The sequence below is a fragment of the Mycobacterium sp. TH-M25 genome (genome assembly GCF_057473665.1).
In genome coordinates, this window is the sequence record NZ_JBYCLA010000387.1 from 1 (window position 1) to 15,744 (window position 15,744).

General features: G+C 64.8%; 17 protein-coding genes and 1 pseudogene. 3 read left to right on the forward strand and 15 right to left on the reverse strand.

What is annotated here, in order from left to right; genetic code table 11:
• On the reverse strand, nucleotides 1-146 hold a 146-nt coding region (locus tag AC2VOU_RS13030; protein ID WP_486957771.1), incomplete at its 3' end, for a type II toxin-antitoxin system Phd/YefM family antitoxin.
• 184 nt (nucleotides 147-330) lie between these two features.
• A complete protein-coding gene (locus tag AC2VOU_RS13035; protein ID WP_486957755.1) occupies nucleotides 331-777 on the reverse strand; it encodes a helix-turn-helix domain-containing protein in 447 nt (148 codons plus the stop codon).
• 211 nt (nucleotides 778-988) lie between these two features.
• Between AC2VOU_RS13035 and AC2VOU_RS13040 the strand changes: the two genes are divergently transcribed.
• Together AC2VOU_RS13040 and AC2VOU_RS13045 are read left to right on the forward strand one after the other, a co-directional pair.
• On the forward strand, nucleotides 989-1,369 hold the full coding sequence (locus AC2VOU_RS13040; protein WP_486957756.1) for a hypothetical protein: 381 nt from the start codon (nucleotides 989-991) through the stop codon (nucleotides 1,367-1,369).
• A gap of 410 nt (nucleotides 1,370-1,779) precedes the next feature.
• Nucleotides 1,780-3,741 (forward strand): hypothetical protein, encoded by a 1,962-nt coding sequence (locus AC2VOU_RS13045; RefSeq protein WP_486957757.1) that lies wholly within the window; start codon nucleotides 1,780-1,782, stop codon nucleotides 3,739-3,741.
• A gap of 29 nt (nucleotides 3,742-3,770) precedes the next feature.
• Here the strand turns inward: AC2VOU_RS13045 and AC2VOU_RS13050 are convergent, their stop codons facing one another.
• From AC2VOU_RS13050 to AC2VOU_RS13095, 10 genes are all read right to left on the reverse strand, one after another.
• Nucleotides 3,771-4,361 carry a hypothetical protein gene (locus AC2VOU_RS13050; protein ID WP_486957758.1) on the reverse strand — a complete coding sequence of 197 codons (591 nt, stop codon included), beginning with the start codon at nucleotides 4,359-4,361 and terminating at the stop codon, nucleotides 3,771-3,773.
• A 115-nt stretch (nucleotides 4,362-4,476) separates the two neighbouring features.
• The gene (locus tag AC2VOU_RS13055) at nucleotides 4,477-4,722 is read right to left on the reverse strand and encodes a hypothetical protein (RefSeq protein WP_486957759.1); all 246 of its coding nucleotides are present in this window, start codon (nucleotides 4,720-4,722) and stop codon (nucleotides 4,477-4,479) included.
• A gap of 164 nt (nucleotides 4,723-4,886) precedes the next feature.
• Nucleotides 4,887-6,812: a hypothetical protein gene (locus AC2VOU_RS13060; protein ID WP_486957760.1), complete on the reverse strand. Its 1,926-nt coding sequence runs from the start codon at nucleotides 6,810-6,812 to the stop codon at nucleotides 4,887-4,889.
• Nucleotides 6,809-7,261: a hypothetical protein gene (locus AC2VOU_RS13065; RefSeq protein ID WP_486957761.1), complete on the reverse strand. Its 453-nt coding sequence runs from the start codon at nucleotides 7,259-7,261 to the stop codon at nucleotides 6,809-6,811. The genes AC2VOU_RS13060 and AC2VOU_RS13065 overlap by 4 nt, the downstream gene beginning before the upstream one ends.
• Nucleotides 7,262-7,286: 25 nt before the next feature.
• Complete coding sequence (locus AC2VOU_RS13070) at nucleotides 7,287-9,785, reverse strand: ATP-binding protein (protein WP_486957762.1); 2,499 nt, start codon at nucleotides 9,783-9,785, stop codon at nucleotides 7,287-7,289.
• On the reverse strand, nucleotides 9,785-10,282 hold the full coding sequence (locus AC2VOU_RS13075) for a hypothetical protein (RefSeq protein WP_486957763.1): 498 nt from the start codon (nucleotides 10,280-10,282) through the stop codon (nucleotides 9,785-9,787). The genes AC2VOU_RS13070 and AC2VOU_RS13075 overlap by 1 nt, the downstream gene beginning before the upstream one ends.
• A gap of 9 nt (nucleotides 10,283-10,291) precedes the next feature.
• Nucleotides 10,292-10,639 carry a hypothetical protein gene (locus AC2VOU_RS13080; RefSeq protein ID WP_486957764.1) on the reverse strand — a complete coding sequence of 116 codons (348 nt, stop codon included), beginning with the start codon at nucleotides 10,637-10,639 and terminating at the stop codon, nucleotides 10,292-10,294.
• A gap of 40 nt (nucleotides 10,640-10,679) precedes the next feature.
• Nucleotides 10,680-11,657: a hypothetical protein gene (locus AC2VOU_RS13085; protein WP_486957765.1), complete on the reverse strand. Its 978-nt coding sequence runs from the start codon at nucleotides 11,655-11,657 to the stop codon at nucleotides 10,680-10,682.
• Nucleotides 11,654-12,571, reverse strand: a complete 918-nt coding sequence (locus AC2VOU_RS13090; RefSeq protein ID WP_486957766.1) for a hypothetical protein — start codon at nucleotides 12,569-12,571, stop codon at nucleotides 11,654-11,656. The genes AC2VOU_RS13085 and AC2VOU_RS13090 overlap by 4 nt, the downstream gene beginning before the upstream one ends.
• A gap of 80 nt (nucleotides 12,572-12,651) precedes the next feature.
• Complete coding sequence (locus tag AC2VOU_RS13095; RefSeq protein ID WP_486957767.1) at nucleotides 12,652-12,984, reverse strand: hypothetical protein; 333 nt, start codon at nucleotides 12,982-12,984, stop codon at nucleotides 12,652-12,654.
• 144 nt (nucleotides 12,985-13,128) lie between these two features.
• Between AC2VOU_RS13095 and AC2VOU_RS13100 the strand changes: the two genes are divergently transcribed.
• On the forward strand, nucleotides 13,129-13,539 hold the full coding sequence (locus tag AC2VOU_RS13100; protein WP_486957768.1) for a helix-turn-helix domain-containing protein: 411 nt from the start codon (nucleotides 13,129-13,131) through the stop codon (nucleotides 13,537-13,539).
• Here the strand turns inward: AC2VOU_RS13100 and AC2VOU_RS13105 are convergent.
• From AC2VOU_RS13105 to AC2VOU_RS13115, 3 genes and pseudogenes are all read right to left on the reverse strand, one after another.
• Nucleotides 13,533-14,297 (reverse strand): FtsK/SpoIIIE domain-containing protein, encoded by a 765-nt coding sequence (locus tag AC2VOU_RS13105; protein ID WP_486957769.1) that lies wholly within the window; start codon nucleotides 14,295-14,297, stop codon nucleotides 13,533-13,535. The genes AC2VOU_RS13100 and AC2VOU_RS13105 overlap by 7 nt on opposite strands.
• 322 nt (nucleotides 14,298-14,619) lie before the next feature.
• Nucleotides 14,620-15,006, reverse strand: coding sequence for a hypothetical protein (locus AC2VOU_RS13110; RefSeq protein ID WP_486957770.1), 387 nt, complete (start codon nucleotides 15,004-15,006; stop codon nucleotides 14,620-14,622).
• Nucleotides 14,999-15,744 (reverse strand): annotated as a pseudogene (locus tag AC2VOU_RS13115) (hypothetical protein); the annotation flags it as partial. The gene AC2VOU_RS13110 and the pseudogene AC2VOU_RS13115, both read right to left, overlap by 8 nt.

Sequence of the window (15,744 nt, forward strand, 5' to 3'; positions counted from 1 at the left end):
AGCGAGTCGAGAAGACCGGCGGCCGCCGGGTTACTTCGGGCGATTACCTCGCCGCGCTCAGTAAGGGTGATCTCCTCGCCGCGCTTGACTCGGGCTAAGACCTTCGACGTTTCCTGGTTGAGCGTTCGTATCGATACTTCACTCATAACCCCAATGTACTACGTACTTGTTCTACATGCTGTGCATCGGGACGGTCATTAGGCCGACAACACCGACCAAACACCGGCCGCCTCAAGCACGGGTGCCGGTCGTGCTGGTGGCGCTAGTGGGGGAGGAGTGGTTTCATCTCCGGCCGTGCACCTAAGCAGGCTTGACCGCCGCCGGCCACGGTCAGGGTGGGCTGCCGGCAGGACGTGTGCGAGCCCGCTCCCACGCCGCCTCGAGCTCATCAACGCTGACACCGAGCACTGGGGCCAGCCTCGCAGCCTTCCGGCTGGACCAGCGCGTTTCACCGCGCTCGAACGCCGAGACGACCGTGGTGCTCAGGCCCGCCGCCGATGCCAGCTGTACTTGCGTGAGTCCTTTGCGGACTCGCAGATCCGATGGCATGCACTCGTCATCGGGGACCTGCACGAACTCGTCGACGTCGTGGCCAAGCACTCCGGCGATTCGAGCCAGTCGCTCAATGTCGGGAGCCCCGTCGCGTCGTTCCCACGAATGGATAGTTGCCGACGAAATGCCCGCGAGGCGCGCCAGATCCGAGCGGGAGACACCCGAGGCCTCGACGGCCTCATGGAACCGGCCGCGGTCGAATCCGCGGCGCACGCGCTGTCCCACCGCCCGCAACCCTCCGTTCCTCCCAAAACAAGACGATCGTGACAGCGGCAGAAAGAGCAGTCACAAACTGCGGAAGTAAAAACCAAAAGCAAAATCAATACCCTCTGAGCTTCGGCGTGTCTGCGGCGTTTCATGAAATGGACCGGGCAGGATCAACCGCATGACTGGACCAGCTAAGACAGGTCGCCCTTCAAAGGGCGACCGGGCCATGATGACTGCGAAACTGCCGGCCGCGGCCCTGCAGGCCGTCGATGCCGCGGCGGCAGACCACTGCACAGACCGCACCGCGATCCTTACCGACATTGTCTGCCTGCACTATGGCCGCCGCGACCTCATGACACATCGTTCTGAGCAGTTGCTGCTCGAATCACACACGGCCACAAAGGAATTGACCACCGAAGGCCGCCGACTGGGCCCGCACGTGAAACTTCGGCCGCCGCGGGCCGTCGCCAACCTCATCGAGGACGACTACAAGCGGCTCGGCATCGACCGCTCGACTCTGCTGGCCGACATCGTCTGCCAGCACGTCGGCTTTCCCGAGCTCGTCCGCGAACTCGACATCGGGGAGGAGGGTCTGCCGCTGGCCATGTAGCACCCACCGCCCAGTGCCAGTCTCTGAACGCCGACAGGCCGGGCAGACGTGACATATGAACAGTGGTGTGCGGAGACCCCGCTGACATGACGAAGGCCCCGCCGAAGCGGGGCCACGTCTGGAGGTTCAAACCGAGTTACCAGCTCGGCTCCGGGTTTCCCACCCGTTATCCCGAAGGGATCTGTCGATTTGAACGGCGACAGCTCTCACGGTAGCGCATGCGCGGCCCCTGCAACAGTTACGCCGCGAAACTTGTGCGTAAACCGTGATCAAACGTTGGCATCGCGATGCGATCATCCCTGGTCGCCCGCTGTGCAGCGCGGCGGCGCCGATGGTCACTGCTCACCCCAATCAGCGCGGCGACAGCAACTCTCAGGTCGCGTCTGCTGCTGCGTTACCGACGACCGCCGATGACCACCCACAGGCACAAGGCGGCCTACCCGGATCGGCCAGAGCTGGTGTGGAAAGTACTGGCCCCGCTCATCGCGGCGCCCGGGCGACGCTCGATGCGGCTGTTCGACCCGGACACCGGCAAGTTCTCTGACACCGGCGATCTGTCCACGACGCTGCCGAGCAGGCCGGCTGCGCTGTACATGTTCACCCGTAAAGGACTGCGGACCACACTGTTGTACCTGGACTTCGACGACAAACGCGGCGGCCGGGCGGCCGTGGACGCTGACCTGGCCACCGCCACGGAATGGATCACCCGCTGCGGCGGCAAAGTAGTCACCGACCACTCACCCAGCGGCGCGCATCTGTTGTGCCCGTTAGCTATTGGCACTACCGCCGGGTTCGACGAAGTACGAAATATCGCACGGCTTCTGGCCGCGCGCCTGCCGACACTGGACTCCAACCCCAACACCACCGACCCGCAGTACGCCTGCCTGAGCGCCCCAGGGACACCGGCGAAACAGGGCGGATACCGCCAGCTCGACGGCACCCTCGCCGCGGCCGTCGACGCATTCGCCACCCGCTCAGACCCGGCCTTGCTGCCGCGGCTGGCTGAACTGCTCGGCGCCGTCAAACCTCGCCGCGCGCCCACCAGCCAGCCCGCCGCGACCACAGTGGTCGATCACGTCGATATCACCGCGTACTGCACCGGTTCCGGCGACGATCAGCGTCTGGCCCCGGACTACGTGCGCGATGACCCCATGCATCCCGACATCGCCGAATTCGCCGTGCACGGCGCGATGGCCACCGGGCAGCGTCAGTGGGACAGCCCCTCAGAAGCCCGCCTGGCCGTCATCACCGCGGCGATCGCCCGCGGCCACAGCCGCGCCAGCATCGCCGCGCTCATCGCCCCCGGAGGCCCCTGGCATGCGGGCCTCGGCGGCGCCTACGCCCGCTACAAGCACCGCGCCGGCACCGCCTTGGACAAGGACTTTCACCGCGCCCTGACCTGGCTGTGCACAAACACCCTCAAATACCGCCATCCGCAGCACAAGGGAAAGTACTCACCGGGGGGTACATCAGGAAGTGGCCAGAAAACCGGGCCGTGGGGTCCGGCCGATCTTCGGCGCTGGCTGGCGGCAGCCGCGTTGTGGGCGGACGTCGAGTTCGCCGGTAAACGGTACCGCTGGACCGTGTACGCGGTGTTGCAAACGCTGGCCTGGCACGCCTACGCGACCGGAGAAGTCATCAACGGGGTGTGGGTGGTAGCAGTCGGCGGCCGCAACCTGGCCCTGGGCAGCGGGCTACTCAGCTCGGACACGGTATGGCGGGTCCTGCGGGACCTTCGAGATCGCCCGGGCGCACCGCTGATCTTGACCAGGCCGGCCGTCAACGTCGACGCCGACTGCTACGCGCTGACCACTCCCCACAGCATCACCAGTGATCCCGCTGGACCCGAAAGGGTGCGGATCGAACCCGTACACGACGCCTGGTGGGTTGTTGGCCATCACCTACGCCGGATCTACGAGCTGGTTGCGCACCACGGATTGACTAACCGCGCCGACATTCTGGCCGCCGCGCGGGTTTCACGAACGGCCGGCGATGAAACCCTCACCGCGTTGGAAATCATCGGCCTGATCGCCCGTACAGGCCGCGGGACCGTAGGGCCGGGCCCAACGACACTGGACAGCATCGCGGCCGCCCACGACACCGACAGCGTCCGCCAGGAACGCATTACCCGCTACCGTGACCAGCGGGAGAAATGGCGGGCCTGGCTCGACGACCGCGCTCAGGCCCGCGACAACGCCCTGAGTGACGAAATCGAGCGGCGGATGCCCGTGCAGCATCCTGACGTCGACACAAGCTTTTGGGCCACGGCGATGGACCACGGGCCACCCGATGACACCGGCGACGAGGTGGAACGCGACGCTATCGAACTCATCGCCGAGCTACTCGGCGGCCGCATCCTCATCAACACCTGACGGGCCGTGATCGCTTGGGCGTTACCGCTTTAACTCGCCGATGATGTCGGAGCGAGAAATATTTGACCGTCTAGGAACACCAGACTGTGCCCAGGCGGCATCAGGAACCACCGGCCCAGATGCCGGTACAACTCCGGGGTCGCCCCACCCTGGCGGTGCGTTGCCGGCGGCTGCATGTAACCCTCGTCGTCGTACATGCGGCCGCCATCGGTCCACAACGAGTACTTCGCACACACCGCGCGGGTGGCGGCCTCGGCATCCATCTGCACCGGGTCTTCGGCCACCTCCAGCACCACCGCACGGCGAGCCGAAAACCCGGTGGCCGCGTAGTCCGGGTCCGGCTCCAACGAGCTGGGCGGCATCGGCTTCACCCGGTACAGCGCGCCACCACCTTCCAGCGCGAGCATGTCATTCATCGCCCAACCGCGCGCAAGCTCACGGTCAGTCGTGAAGTAAACCCGCTTCGGGTCGCGGTCAGAGTCATAGCCGTGACGGGCGTAGTGCGCTTCTTGCTGGCGCTCTAGAGCCGACCATTCTCGCCGACGCTCCCGCGGCGCCCGAATGAACTGGCCCACCGTGATACCGCGGCGTCCACCATGCCAAAAAGACTTTTCCGCCATCTTCTGACTGTAGATGTTGGCTACGACATGGACGGTGACGTGCGCGTCCGCTGTGGGCCCGCTGACAGTCCAGCAGGTCGTGATGGCGACGCTGGCGGGCGGACTGTAAAGCTCGCTAAAGCCCCGGCTGCTCTCTGAAAAGCCTTATTTCGGCGAGCAAGTCGTCGGTGTCGCTGGCGAGCTTCTCAAGCAAGGACTCGATTCGCTGGGTGGTGCCTCCATTGAGGTAATGCACCTTCGACTCAGCCTCATCTCGAAGCTGCCGCGAGTGGACAACCTCGAACCGGCCGTCAGCCCGGTAGAAACCCACGTTGTAGAGGTCGTCGGCACCAACCACGCCCGCATGCTGGTAGACAAACATCAGGTTCCTCTCTTCAACTCGAAACCGTCCAGTCCCGAGCGTATTCCCTTGGTAGAAACTGTCTTTAGTTGCTCAGGCTACGGGGTCGGCCAACTTGTAGACGAACATCCGAATCCTCTCTCCACTGAACTGCTGTGTCGCAGAATACGTTTAGCTGCTTTGCGCTATGACCTAAAGCCCGATCCCGGGCCGCCGACCGGTCGCGACTTACCACCGGGCCGCTGTAGCGCGGTTTGACGGGTCACCGCCGCGGCATCCGAACGTGCCGCAGACGCCCGCTGCTGGGCCCGCTGGACATGATCAGCGGGCCGTGAACCGCCTGACGCTGACGAGCGGCCAGCAGGCCCGCTAGGGCCGCGCCCAGCAGGTGACGGCACAGCCGCCGACCCGCGGCCGCCGCCGGATTCTTTCTTTTCCTGATCGGCGGCGCGTTTCTGGACGGCCGCGCTCAAAGCGGCCGAGCCGAAACCGCCAGCAATAGATGCCGTCGCCGACACCGCAGGATGCAACCGCGACAACGCGATCTGCGCCGCCTGCAAACCCGCGTTGATCCGCGACGACGTCGCCTTATTGTTCACCCCCGCACGGCCACCCGACCCCGCGGTGAAGCGACCACCGCGCGAAGCCGCCATCGCAGACAGTCCAGCACCGGCCGCCATCGTCGCCGGCGCCGCAAGCTTCGCCGGCGACACATTGCCGGCCGCCGGTAGCTGGGCGGCCATCCGGTGAAGTTTGCGCACATGCGCGACGTACCCGACGAACAGCACCATCATCATCGCCGTGATCATCAGCCGTCCGGTAGGTAGCACACCGATCACCGGCAACGCACCCACGACCACCCATGTCCCCATCAAGATCATCACGTACAGGCCCGTCAAGATGGTGTAGACACCGTCCGAGAGCCCTTGCACGACAAAGTCCGCCGACACCAACTTCAGGAACCGGCGAGGAAACGTCGGGAACAGCCCATACACCAAAAACCCCGGCGCAAACGCTCCGTGGGCGATGAATCGGAACCGGCAGTTCAGGCCGCACCAGGCGAACCAGGCGCCGATACCCAGGCACGCCCACAACAGCACCATGATGAACACCCCGTCGAACAAATTCACATGCTGGATGTGCATCAACACGTCGTGCGGGCAGGCAGCGGCGACATGGTGGGCGGGATCACCGGCCATTCGCTGGGCCAAGACCATCGGGTCGCCGCTGCGCTGGCCCGCCGTCCAGGCCTGCGAGCACGCCGCATCCGAGCCCGCGCCTGACCCGGCCGCGTTATCGGTAACCTTGCCCGGATCGACCACCCGGCCCAGCATCCAATCCTGCAGAGCGGCCCGCGTCGCATCAGCGAACCCGGTCTCTAACTTATTGGCCCGGCCATCCAAACCCGATGTGGCGGCCCCGATGTCACGCCCCTGGCGCATCAACACTCCGGCCGCGCCCTCAGCCACGACGCGAATCTTGTCGATCCATCCTGACGGCGCCAACATCTCCGAGCCAACATGCTTGCTCAGCGGCACACCCACGATGCCCAGTGCCCACGTCGACCCGATCGTCAGCCGGCCCGCCGTGTAATGGCCCATACCGATCGCCAACACACCGCCGAAAGTGCCCACCAAAATTCCGGCCGCGAGCGCCGGTGTCGAATTGAGCAACGTATTCATACCCAGACCGACCGACGAAAAGACGCTGCCGATCAGATGGTTCCAAAACACCGACCGCAGCGCCCGGATCAACCACAAGAAGATCGACACCGACACCACGATCCACGCCGTCTCGGCTTCGCCGACCGCGTTCACAATTCCGGTGGAAATGCTTGTGCCGGCGTGGATACGGGGCAGCACACCGTTCCAGTCGAACAGGCTGTCATCGCCGTTGATGAATCGGTTGCTCACCAACGGAACCCCATAGGAGTCCCGCACGCCGGTGAACCCGACAACCGCGTCCAGGCCGGCGGCCGCCGCATGCGGCGCGAACACCATCAGCAGCACCATCGTGATTTGGGCAGCCGCCAAAGCGCGTAGCAGCATCCGCTGCCGCGGCGGAAGGGTCACCGACCATGCGGTGAAGCACTGCCACGCAGCCGGAGTCATCCCGGCACGCTTTCGTCGTGCTCGCTCCAGCGAGCAAACCAGTCCGGTGGTATCGCCCCGGTGTCGGCGTCGATGAAGTTGGGATGGTGCTCCAGCTGGCATGTCGGGCGACCCGCCGGTGGCAGTTCCTGGGTGATCCAGTCGGCTATGGCCGCTGGTGAACCGTACACAGGGACCTGCATCTCGCCCCGATGGTCGACGAACGAGCACCGTAGTTGCCGGGCGTGTTGCTCATCGGTTTCGGTGAATACGCTGATCTCTGCTGGGCTGTCGTGAAACTCCCAGTGCCCGTCCGGATATCGCCAGCCCTCGAGATGCACCGCGCGGACCGTGATGTCACCGCCCACTGCGTCCGCGGCGGCGGCGTCGTAACCGCGGCCGCGGAGTTCCTCGGCGACAGCGAGGGCTACCGCCCGTACTGGGTGGGGACACTTCTGGGAAAAACTCACAGGCTCCAACTTCTTTAGGGTGTGGTCAGGTCAGTTGTGGACGGGTGTCGGCGGCGGCTTCCCACTCGGGGAACACCATCTCGAAGCTCTTCATCCAGCCCAGCTCACCATCGCCGGTGCGAATCAGGCACTCGCCCATGCGATCACGGGCAATGACTTCCTGACCCGAGCTGCGGTGAAACGCATCCCGCACCCGATTCTGCGGAGACAGGCCCGTCGACAGCCATTCAGGAATGTGAGGGTACTGATCAGGATCCACACCTATCCAGCGAGACGCCAACTTCGCCTCAGGAAGGTCTTCGACACTGAACATCACCCGCACCCGCGCCAGGTCCTCGTCCTGGTCGGTGAAATCACGCCAGGGTTTTTGCGAAATCAGCCACACATCGGTGTTGGCCGCCGGCCCGGTGCGGAACGTCTCGAACACCAGATCCTTGAGGATCTTCAGCGACACGGTCCGCCACCCCTCGTCAAAGCCGAGAATGTCTCGGGATTGCCTGCCGTAAAACACCTTCCGCAGATAGACGGCGAACAACGCCATCGCTGACTGGGCAATCATCTGTCCCGGTGTCAGCGCCGGCCCGCCGGCGGCCGCAGCTCTTACCTCGTCCTCGGTGGGCAAGTCCAAGTCCTGGGTTTCCACCACCACCAACCCGAGCGTTCCCAACGACAGCGCCGGCAGCGGCTCGTGGAGTCCGGTCTGCCGGTTGTAGCGGCCGAACAACGCTTGCCCGGCCACCGTCGTCGACCAGCTCAACAGTTCGCGGCCCAACGGGACCAGCGGTTGAGGGCACTGCGGGCTGGTCATGTGATCGAGCAGCTGCGACGTCGACGTCCACTGGCGGCTGGCCACCAGCAGCCGTAGCTCGGCGGCGACGGGCCCGGTGACGCGGGCGATGCGGCACAACTCGTTGGTCAGCAGCTCGTTGCCCACCGAGCCGCCGATCAGAATTAGCGGGCACACCGTGAACTCACCGTCAGCGAGGTTGATCACACCCGACCCCGGAACCTTGGACGCGAATCGGCGCCAAGGCTGTCCGCGGGCCGCATCGAACATCACCACGCACGCCCCGGAAATGGCTTCTTCGGCGGCGTTGAGCATCGCGAAATGCGTCTTGCCCTTGCGTGGGTCGCCGCCGATGATCATCCCACCCGACATGACGCGGCGTGCCTCGCCGCGGGTGTTGAGGAAGACGAAGTCCAACTCACCCGACATCTTGTTGATGCCCACCGCGCGGCCTTCGGTGTCGCCGAATCTGCTGGTGGACAATGGGATATACCGTGACCAGCCGGTGCGGCTGGTGTATTGCGCGCTCGCCGACAAGATGGACAGGTCCTCCACGCCCGGGCGGATGGCCTTGAACAACCGGCGCTGCTGGCCCACCATCGCGGCCAGTTGCACGTGGGGTTCTTCGAGCGCCTCGCGCAACGCGTTGTAGCCCGCGCGGGCTTCCTGTGGGGTCGGTGCCCCGACGCTGAAAATCGTGGTGAACACGACTTCGGCCTCGCGCGGGTGCACGCTCAGTTCTTCCTCGAAATCGTCGAGAGCTTCCTGGCTTTCAGCGAGTTCCTGGGTGGTCCGCCGGCCGGCCTGTTGCTCGTACTGTTCGCTGATCTTGCGGTGGCCAGCCTGGTTGCGCCGGCGGGCCTTACCTAACGGCAGCAGGTGGGCGCGCTCTGTCCAGTCGACATGTACTCGTTGGCCGGTGCGGTCGTTGACGACGTTGGAAATCAGGCCGGTGAAATCAGACCCTGGGAAATAAATACCGCCGGCGGGGAAGCTGGTCACTTCAGCGTGAATCTGATAGCTCACCCAGTGGCCGTCGTCGAAACTGGTGACGCGGACCATCGGCTGCTGATCGCCCGCCACGGTGCCGTCGCCCTCGTCGAGGTCGACGGAAGGTTGCCAGGTGTAACCGGTGAGCGCGCTGTCGCGGTATTCCGGCAACGGACATGGCTCATCGAGCACCCCAAGGGTGTGCTGGCGGCGCCACAGCCATCGAATCTGGGCGCCGTTGGGGCGTAGCGGTGCGAACTCTGCCGGGATGAGGCGTTCCACATCGAGCATGGCTTCCCAGTACAGATCGATGTTCTCCTGCGTGGGCCTCGGGGCAAATAGGCCGATGCGGGCCAGCCGATGGTTCAGTGCCGCGATGGGGCCGGACCCGCGTTCGAGCCGTACCCACATCCAGTCCACCGAGAACCGCGGCTCGGTGCCTTCGGCCTCCAGCTGGCGGGCCAGGCACACCGCTTCGTAAAGCGGATGAGCGTTGAGGTCAACGCCTTTGGCCTGCTGGTGATAGATGAATCGGGGATCTTTCAGCGACGAGGTGCCCGCGAACGTCGGCCGCAGCGGCAGCAGATCGGTCAGGCGCCGGTGGGCGCCGGCGATCGCCGCGCTACGGGCGTGATTGGCCAATGGTTTATCTGGCGGTGTCAAAATCCAGTACGCGAATACCCCGAACGGTGAAAAATGAAGATTTCCGTACACGTCCTGCTTGGGTGCCACCGAGCGACGGGCCATCAGCGCCTCCCTTTAACCGGCCGCGGTTGGGCTGGCACCTGAGCGGCGGGTGGCCGCGATACCGGCGCGGCATGGAATTCGATCCGCATCGACGCGCGCACCGTGTGAGGCCGGCGCCGGTGTCGAGCCACGCTGCTTTCATGAGTCGAGGCAAAAGGCAACCGTGCCAGCGCCATTCGCACATGTCCGCCGATAAACAGTGACGCTCCGCGGTCGGGAACCGGTGCGAACTTGATCGCGATGACGATCACCGCGGTCACCGCCGCCACGGGCCAACACAGCCAGGCGCCGAGACCCAGGATGGTTCCCACGCCCCATGCGATAACGGCGATGATCGCTCCGCAGACCGCGGCAAGGAGCTGAGCCCGGTTCAGGACAGCTGGAAGGTCGAAACTCTTGTCACCCAGTGGTATACGCGCCAAGTAGGTGCCCATGACGCGGGCCCGGGTGAACGAGCGTGCTACCCAGCCCGTGCTGGGATCGTTGGCGGTGCTCATCGATCCGCGCTAGGACACCCGTTGGAAGGGATTGCCGTGCTGATTATGTTCAATCTTTTGTTCGGTGTTCTGGCTGATCCCGATGAAGTGCTCAATCCGGGCAAAGAACACGCCGAAGGCCAGGCCCAGGGCAATGAGCCCGGCGCCGATGAGACGGGCGCGGCCAAGCATGAAAATCCCGGTCGTGCACAGGATCATGATTGACCCGCCAGCGGCCCACCATTTCCACTCATAGAACGTGCCCCACATCATGTCGGTCCACGTCAGTCCGCCGCCGTAGGCGGCGAGCACGTGGACGTGCGCCGCGCGGGCCGCCATGGTGAGGCCGCCCGCGGCGCTGATGATTGTGTGCGTCATGTTTTCTTTCCTTCGGTAATCGTGTCTGGTCCAGCTGATTTCATCGACCGCCAGCCGGCAGCAGCCGTCCCGTGGTCGCCGGCATGTCCTCCAAAGCGGCCACCGCCCACCGGCCGCCGGCGTCCACCAGCAACAGCGGGTACTGCATCGGCTTCTTGCCGCCCGTTTTGTGCGAGGCGGTCAGCGTCACCAGCACATGCACCTGCTGGTCGGGTGCCGGTGGCCCGTCAGCGACCGCATCGGCCTTCATGGCCTCGATGCTCAGCGGCGCGTCATACAAGGCGCCCAACCCCGTTAGGCCGGAATCTGCGGTCACGAACTTCGCGACGTCCTCGGGCGGGCCGACAAGGTAGGCGGTAAGAAATGACGTCACCACGCTCCCCAACGGCGAGCTCGGCGAAACGTCACGGTCATAGGCCAACTCGACGTCGGGGCCTGCCGGCAACGCGGTGGCCCGATCATCGGGCTCGAGCGTGGCGCGCGGGCCGCTCGCCGGGTCGGAGGGCAGGACGACGCTCAACCACACATACTTGCGGATGGCCGCGGCAGAGCCGAATTCTTTGACGGTGACCGCCACGAGCACCGACCACATGCTCGCATGACTGTCCTGGCCAACAAGTCTCGGCGCCCACGCGTCCAGATCGGATGCTGTCGCCCCGACAGCCTGGGCGCTCGACACTTGGATCTGGTGGTTTAGATGCTCGGGTGGGACCGTGAAGCACTGATTGAGGTTGTCCACGGTGTCAGGCGTCGCTTCCTCAGCGAGCTTGACGCACCACTTCGCAAACAGCGCCACCAGCGCAGCGTCCTGTTCATGCCGGTCAACCTGCTTGAGCGTCAACTGATCTGGCTGAGGCGCCGGGGGAGAGACCGTGGTGATAACCCACCAGACCATCGAACACACACCGAAAATCAGGACCGCGAGCAGGACCAGCACACCGGTGCCGGCCGCGATCCACCACGACCGGCGATGCGCAGTGTTCTGCCATGCCCCCCTCAAAGCCTGCGACACGTTCATCGGATCGCGTGTCCTATCAGATGGAATCCGGTCACCGCGATACTGGACGCGTTGGGCGCATTGCTACCGTCTGGGTTTTCCAACGGATCTGGCGGCAAGATGCTGCTGAGCCCGGGCGGTGCCTCGGCTGCGGTTGGGTCGGCGCCTGGCGGCACCGATGTCGGTGTCGCTGCCGGCTGTGGGGGAGGGGGCACGGTCGACTTCACCGTGCACTCGACTTGGCTCGCGACAAGGTGGTCGACGACCATTTTGTACTGTTGCCGTTCCCCGTTCGGTAAACCCGGTAGCTCTGTCAAATCACGGTCGTTGAACTGGCACGACACTTCCTGCAGGAGCAGGTGGCGGAACCATTCGTCGCGGCCATCGGGCCCGGTGCCGTTGAAGCCGGGCCAGAACTCGATACCGTCGATGACCGTGGGCTGGGGCAAAGTCGCTACGAGCTTCTGCCCGAACGGAACACCGCCGGTCGGGCATGTCCAGCCGGAGTGATGATCGTCGCTGGCCGCAAGTTTCGGGTCGGACTGCCCCGGGCACACCGCGGTCAGCGTGACCTGCAATGGTCCATCCTGGTTGATCGGTGCCACCGTCTTGGTTGCCGGCGGGCCACCAGTACGCTGATCGGCGATCCTGTGTACCGGTTTAGGTTTGGGCTCCGGCTGAGCGAACCACCACACCAGACCCACGATCACCGCGACGATCGCGACCAGCACGCCGAGGACTCGCGTGATATGACGATCCAAGCCGTAACCTGTTGGCACACAACTGTCATCGTCGGGAACATCGGCAGGCGCATCAGTCGTAGAGGCCTGCTGGTCGGCTGCACCCGAGATCTCCGCATCGGCCGCTGGCGGTGTCGCAGAGGTCTGCTGGCTGTTCTCGGCGGGTTTCGGGCGTCGTCGTGTGGGCAGTGTCAACTTTATCGCGTTGGTCCCCAAAGGATTCGGCGAAGCAACCGGCTCACAGGCCAGCGCATCGGGTTCGGATCCGGTGTTGGTCACTGGCCAGGCCTGACCCAGAGCGGCGGAATATCGTGACGAGGCCGGCGCGCTGGATGTGTCGCCCGGACGTCGGCGGCTTCGACAGCCGCGGGCGGGGGAGTTGGCGCCGCCGGCGGCTGTGGCCACTGCCAGTGCTCGGCGGGAACCACGACAACGACCTGTGGCGGCGCGTCATGCGGAGCGCCGCCCGGGCGGTCTTTACGGTGAAAAATCAGGTAGACACCGATGCCGAACATGACCGCCAAAAACACTGCCGAAAGCGCCGCGCCGGCCACCCGCAGCAGAGGACCTGACAACAGCAACATCGCCAGGTACACCGCGACTTTCACGGCTAATCTCCTCAATCGCTGCATCGTCAGGGCACCTGGTTGTCCAGGTCGCGACGAGCCTATGACCGGTCCAGAGTTAGCGCAACGAGCGGACCCAAGCGCGCATGTAGCTTTTGGCTGCCGCGTCGCGCTACCATCACCGCCGTGAGGAAACCCCCGAAGCCGCCAGGGCTTGTGGTGCTCGCCGAAGCCATGAAGGCCCGCATGGACTACCTAGGGCTCACGATCGCCGACGTGGGTGTGCGTGGCGGCCCGCAGCGGGGAGCCATGCGCGAAATTCTCAACGCGCGCCGCGTACCGCGCCGATCGACATGCCACGAAGTGGACACGGTACTGGGATGGCCGAAAGGCCTTGCCTACGAGCTTCTTACAGAAGAACGTTCCGCCCCTAAGCCAGACGAATGGCTTGACCTGCCAGATGAAAACCGTTTAGGACTTATGCGATCGCACCTGCTACAGATGCGCAAGGACAACCAGAGACTCGGCCGCGCCATCGAGCAGCACGGCAACACCATCGCTGAACTACTCGAACTTATTGAAGACGAGCGTCAGTGAGGTGTGTGGGTGAGAATCCGGTCGATCAACGCGTCCCGTATTCGGCCATCGTCACCGGAAGGATGAAAAAACGTGCACGCCGCGGCATCCGCGTCATCGGTGGCAAGTAGCGCCAGGCCGGGCGCACCGTCACCTGACAACTCCACAGCGCGGAAATCCGCCGGCGCATCGATATCATGTGTGCCCATCACAATCCGGTAACCGCAGTGCGGCAACAACATTCGGATCGCGGGGGACAGCACTCGGCTAGACACCAATAGATGCATGTTCAGCGGCGCACCGCGACTCATCAGCCGCCACATGAGCGATCGCCAGCGGTCGGCAAGACCACCGGCTTCCAGGAAGTGGTAGTCATCGATCACCACCTGCAAATGCGGGCCGTGCGCGGGCCGCCGCGCAGGATGCACCTGGCGCAGCTGCTGCCGCCGAGAACGTAACTCCGCCGAGATGGAAGCCTGCGCTGCGACCAACAGTTCTTCTCCGCGTTGCGGCCCACTGAGATCCTGCCCGACGATATCGACGTGCGGTAACGATGACAACGCGGTCAAACCGCCCTCCCGCGGCGCCGATAGGTCCCCGCCGATGAGCAAGATGCGAATATCCTCCGGGGGATACGTCGAGCACAGCGACAGCACAAAGGTGGTCAGCGCCTCAGTTTTTCCCGTACCGGGCCCACCCAAAAGGACGCCATGCGGCCCATTTCCACCAAGAGCCGTGGCCATAATGTCAACGTCGATCGCCACACCGCTCGGACTCATGCCAATGTAAGCCGGCAGGTGGCGGGCATCAACGGGACCGTTCACGGTCCACCAGGGCCGCCAGGTGTGAACCGTGGGAACCCCGAAAATCGAAGCCAGCACGCCGAGCTCGGTCGTGACTGCCCCACTTTCACCGCCACCAGCAGTGTGCCCCGCATCATTCATGGCTTCTGCGCCCGCTGTTAGGCATGAGTGGAATCTCCTGAGTGCCACGCGGTTACGACTCGGCGAGCAGCCGAGATCGCGGTCCGCGAGAAGATCACACACCGAGGATAGAGGACCAGCGCCACTGCTCGTTGTGACGCCACACGCATCAGCGATGTCATGGGGATAGCGGATTTGACAGTGCCCGAAGCCGAGCGGTGAACTGCGCCGACAACCGTTCACCCACAGCCTGACCCAGTCCTGACGCGTCGATCATCGCGTCGCTAATCAAGTCCTCAACTTCTTCCAGGGAGTACTTGCCTGACAGCACTGCGTCGTCGATCGCGAGGGCAACGTTGAAGCCGTTGCCATTGGCCGCGCTCCACACATCTTCAGTATCGCTAAATGCCTCCTCGCGTACCTCGTCGAGGGATTGGCTGAACGAAGTGCCTACGCGTTTGAGCTCCCTCGCCGATCGCAGCACCGCTAGGGCCTTGGGGGACAACACATCACGCAAGGTCTCATCAACGCCATACGCGTCGTCGTCGATAACGGCATCACTCACTGGCATCCTCCTTGCCCTCGCCGGCCGCTTTGGCCGCCAGCAGCTGCTGTTGGCGGCGATCACGTTTCGCCGCAACACGCTCGGTGTCGGTGGCGCCAATCACGCGGGCTGTATTCGGTCGCTCCGGCGGCACAAACCGCTTCGCCGACGAACCTGGCGCTGCCTTCGCACCGCCTCCAGCGCCGCCGGCGCCGCCCATCGGCATCATCGGCATCCCCGCCATTCCCGCGCCCCCTTCGGGCGGCGCAGCGCGCGGTACCGCCGCGGGCGCGGTCGTGGTTGCAGCGTTGGGTGCCTGCGGGGCAGAACCGGTGATCGTCGCGGCCGCCGGGGTCATCGCGCCCCCTTCTCCGCCGCCCGAACCGCCACCCGAACCGCCGCCGAACTCGCCCATGCCCCCTGAGCCCTCGCCCAGGCCGTCTGGCCCGGATTGATCACCTTGTGTGACACTTTTCGCGAGTTCCCCGACCCCGCGAGTCGCCATCTGCGCCAACTGCTGCATACCCTGAGTCGCCGCGCTCACAGCACCCCCAGCGGCGCCCATAACACCGCCCAACAGCCCTGTCAGCATCTGCGCGCCCATCTCAAGGGTCTTCTGGCCATCCGAGGCATCGTCGTCAGCGTCGTCGGCGATCGGGAGCCCGGTCGCGGGATCGATCGGCAGCCCGCTCGCCGGGTCGATCAACTGGCCCGTCGTTGGGTCGACCGCGTACTGACCGTAGGCGCTGCCCGTTTGTG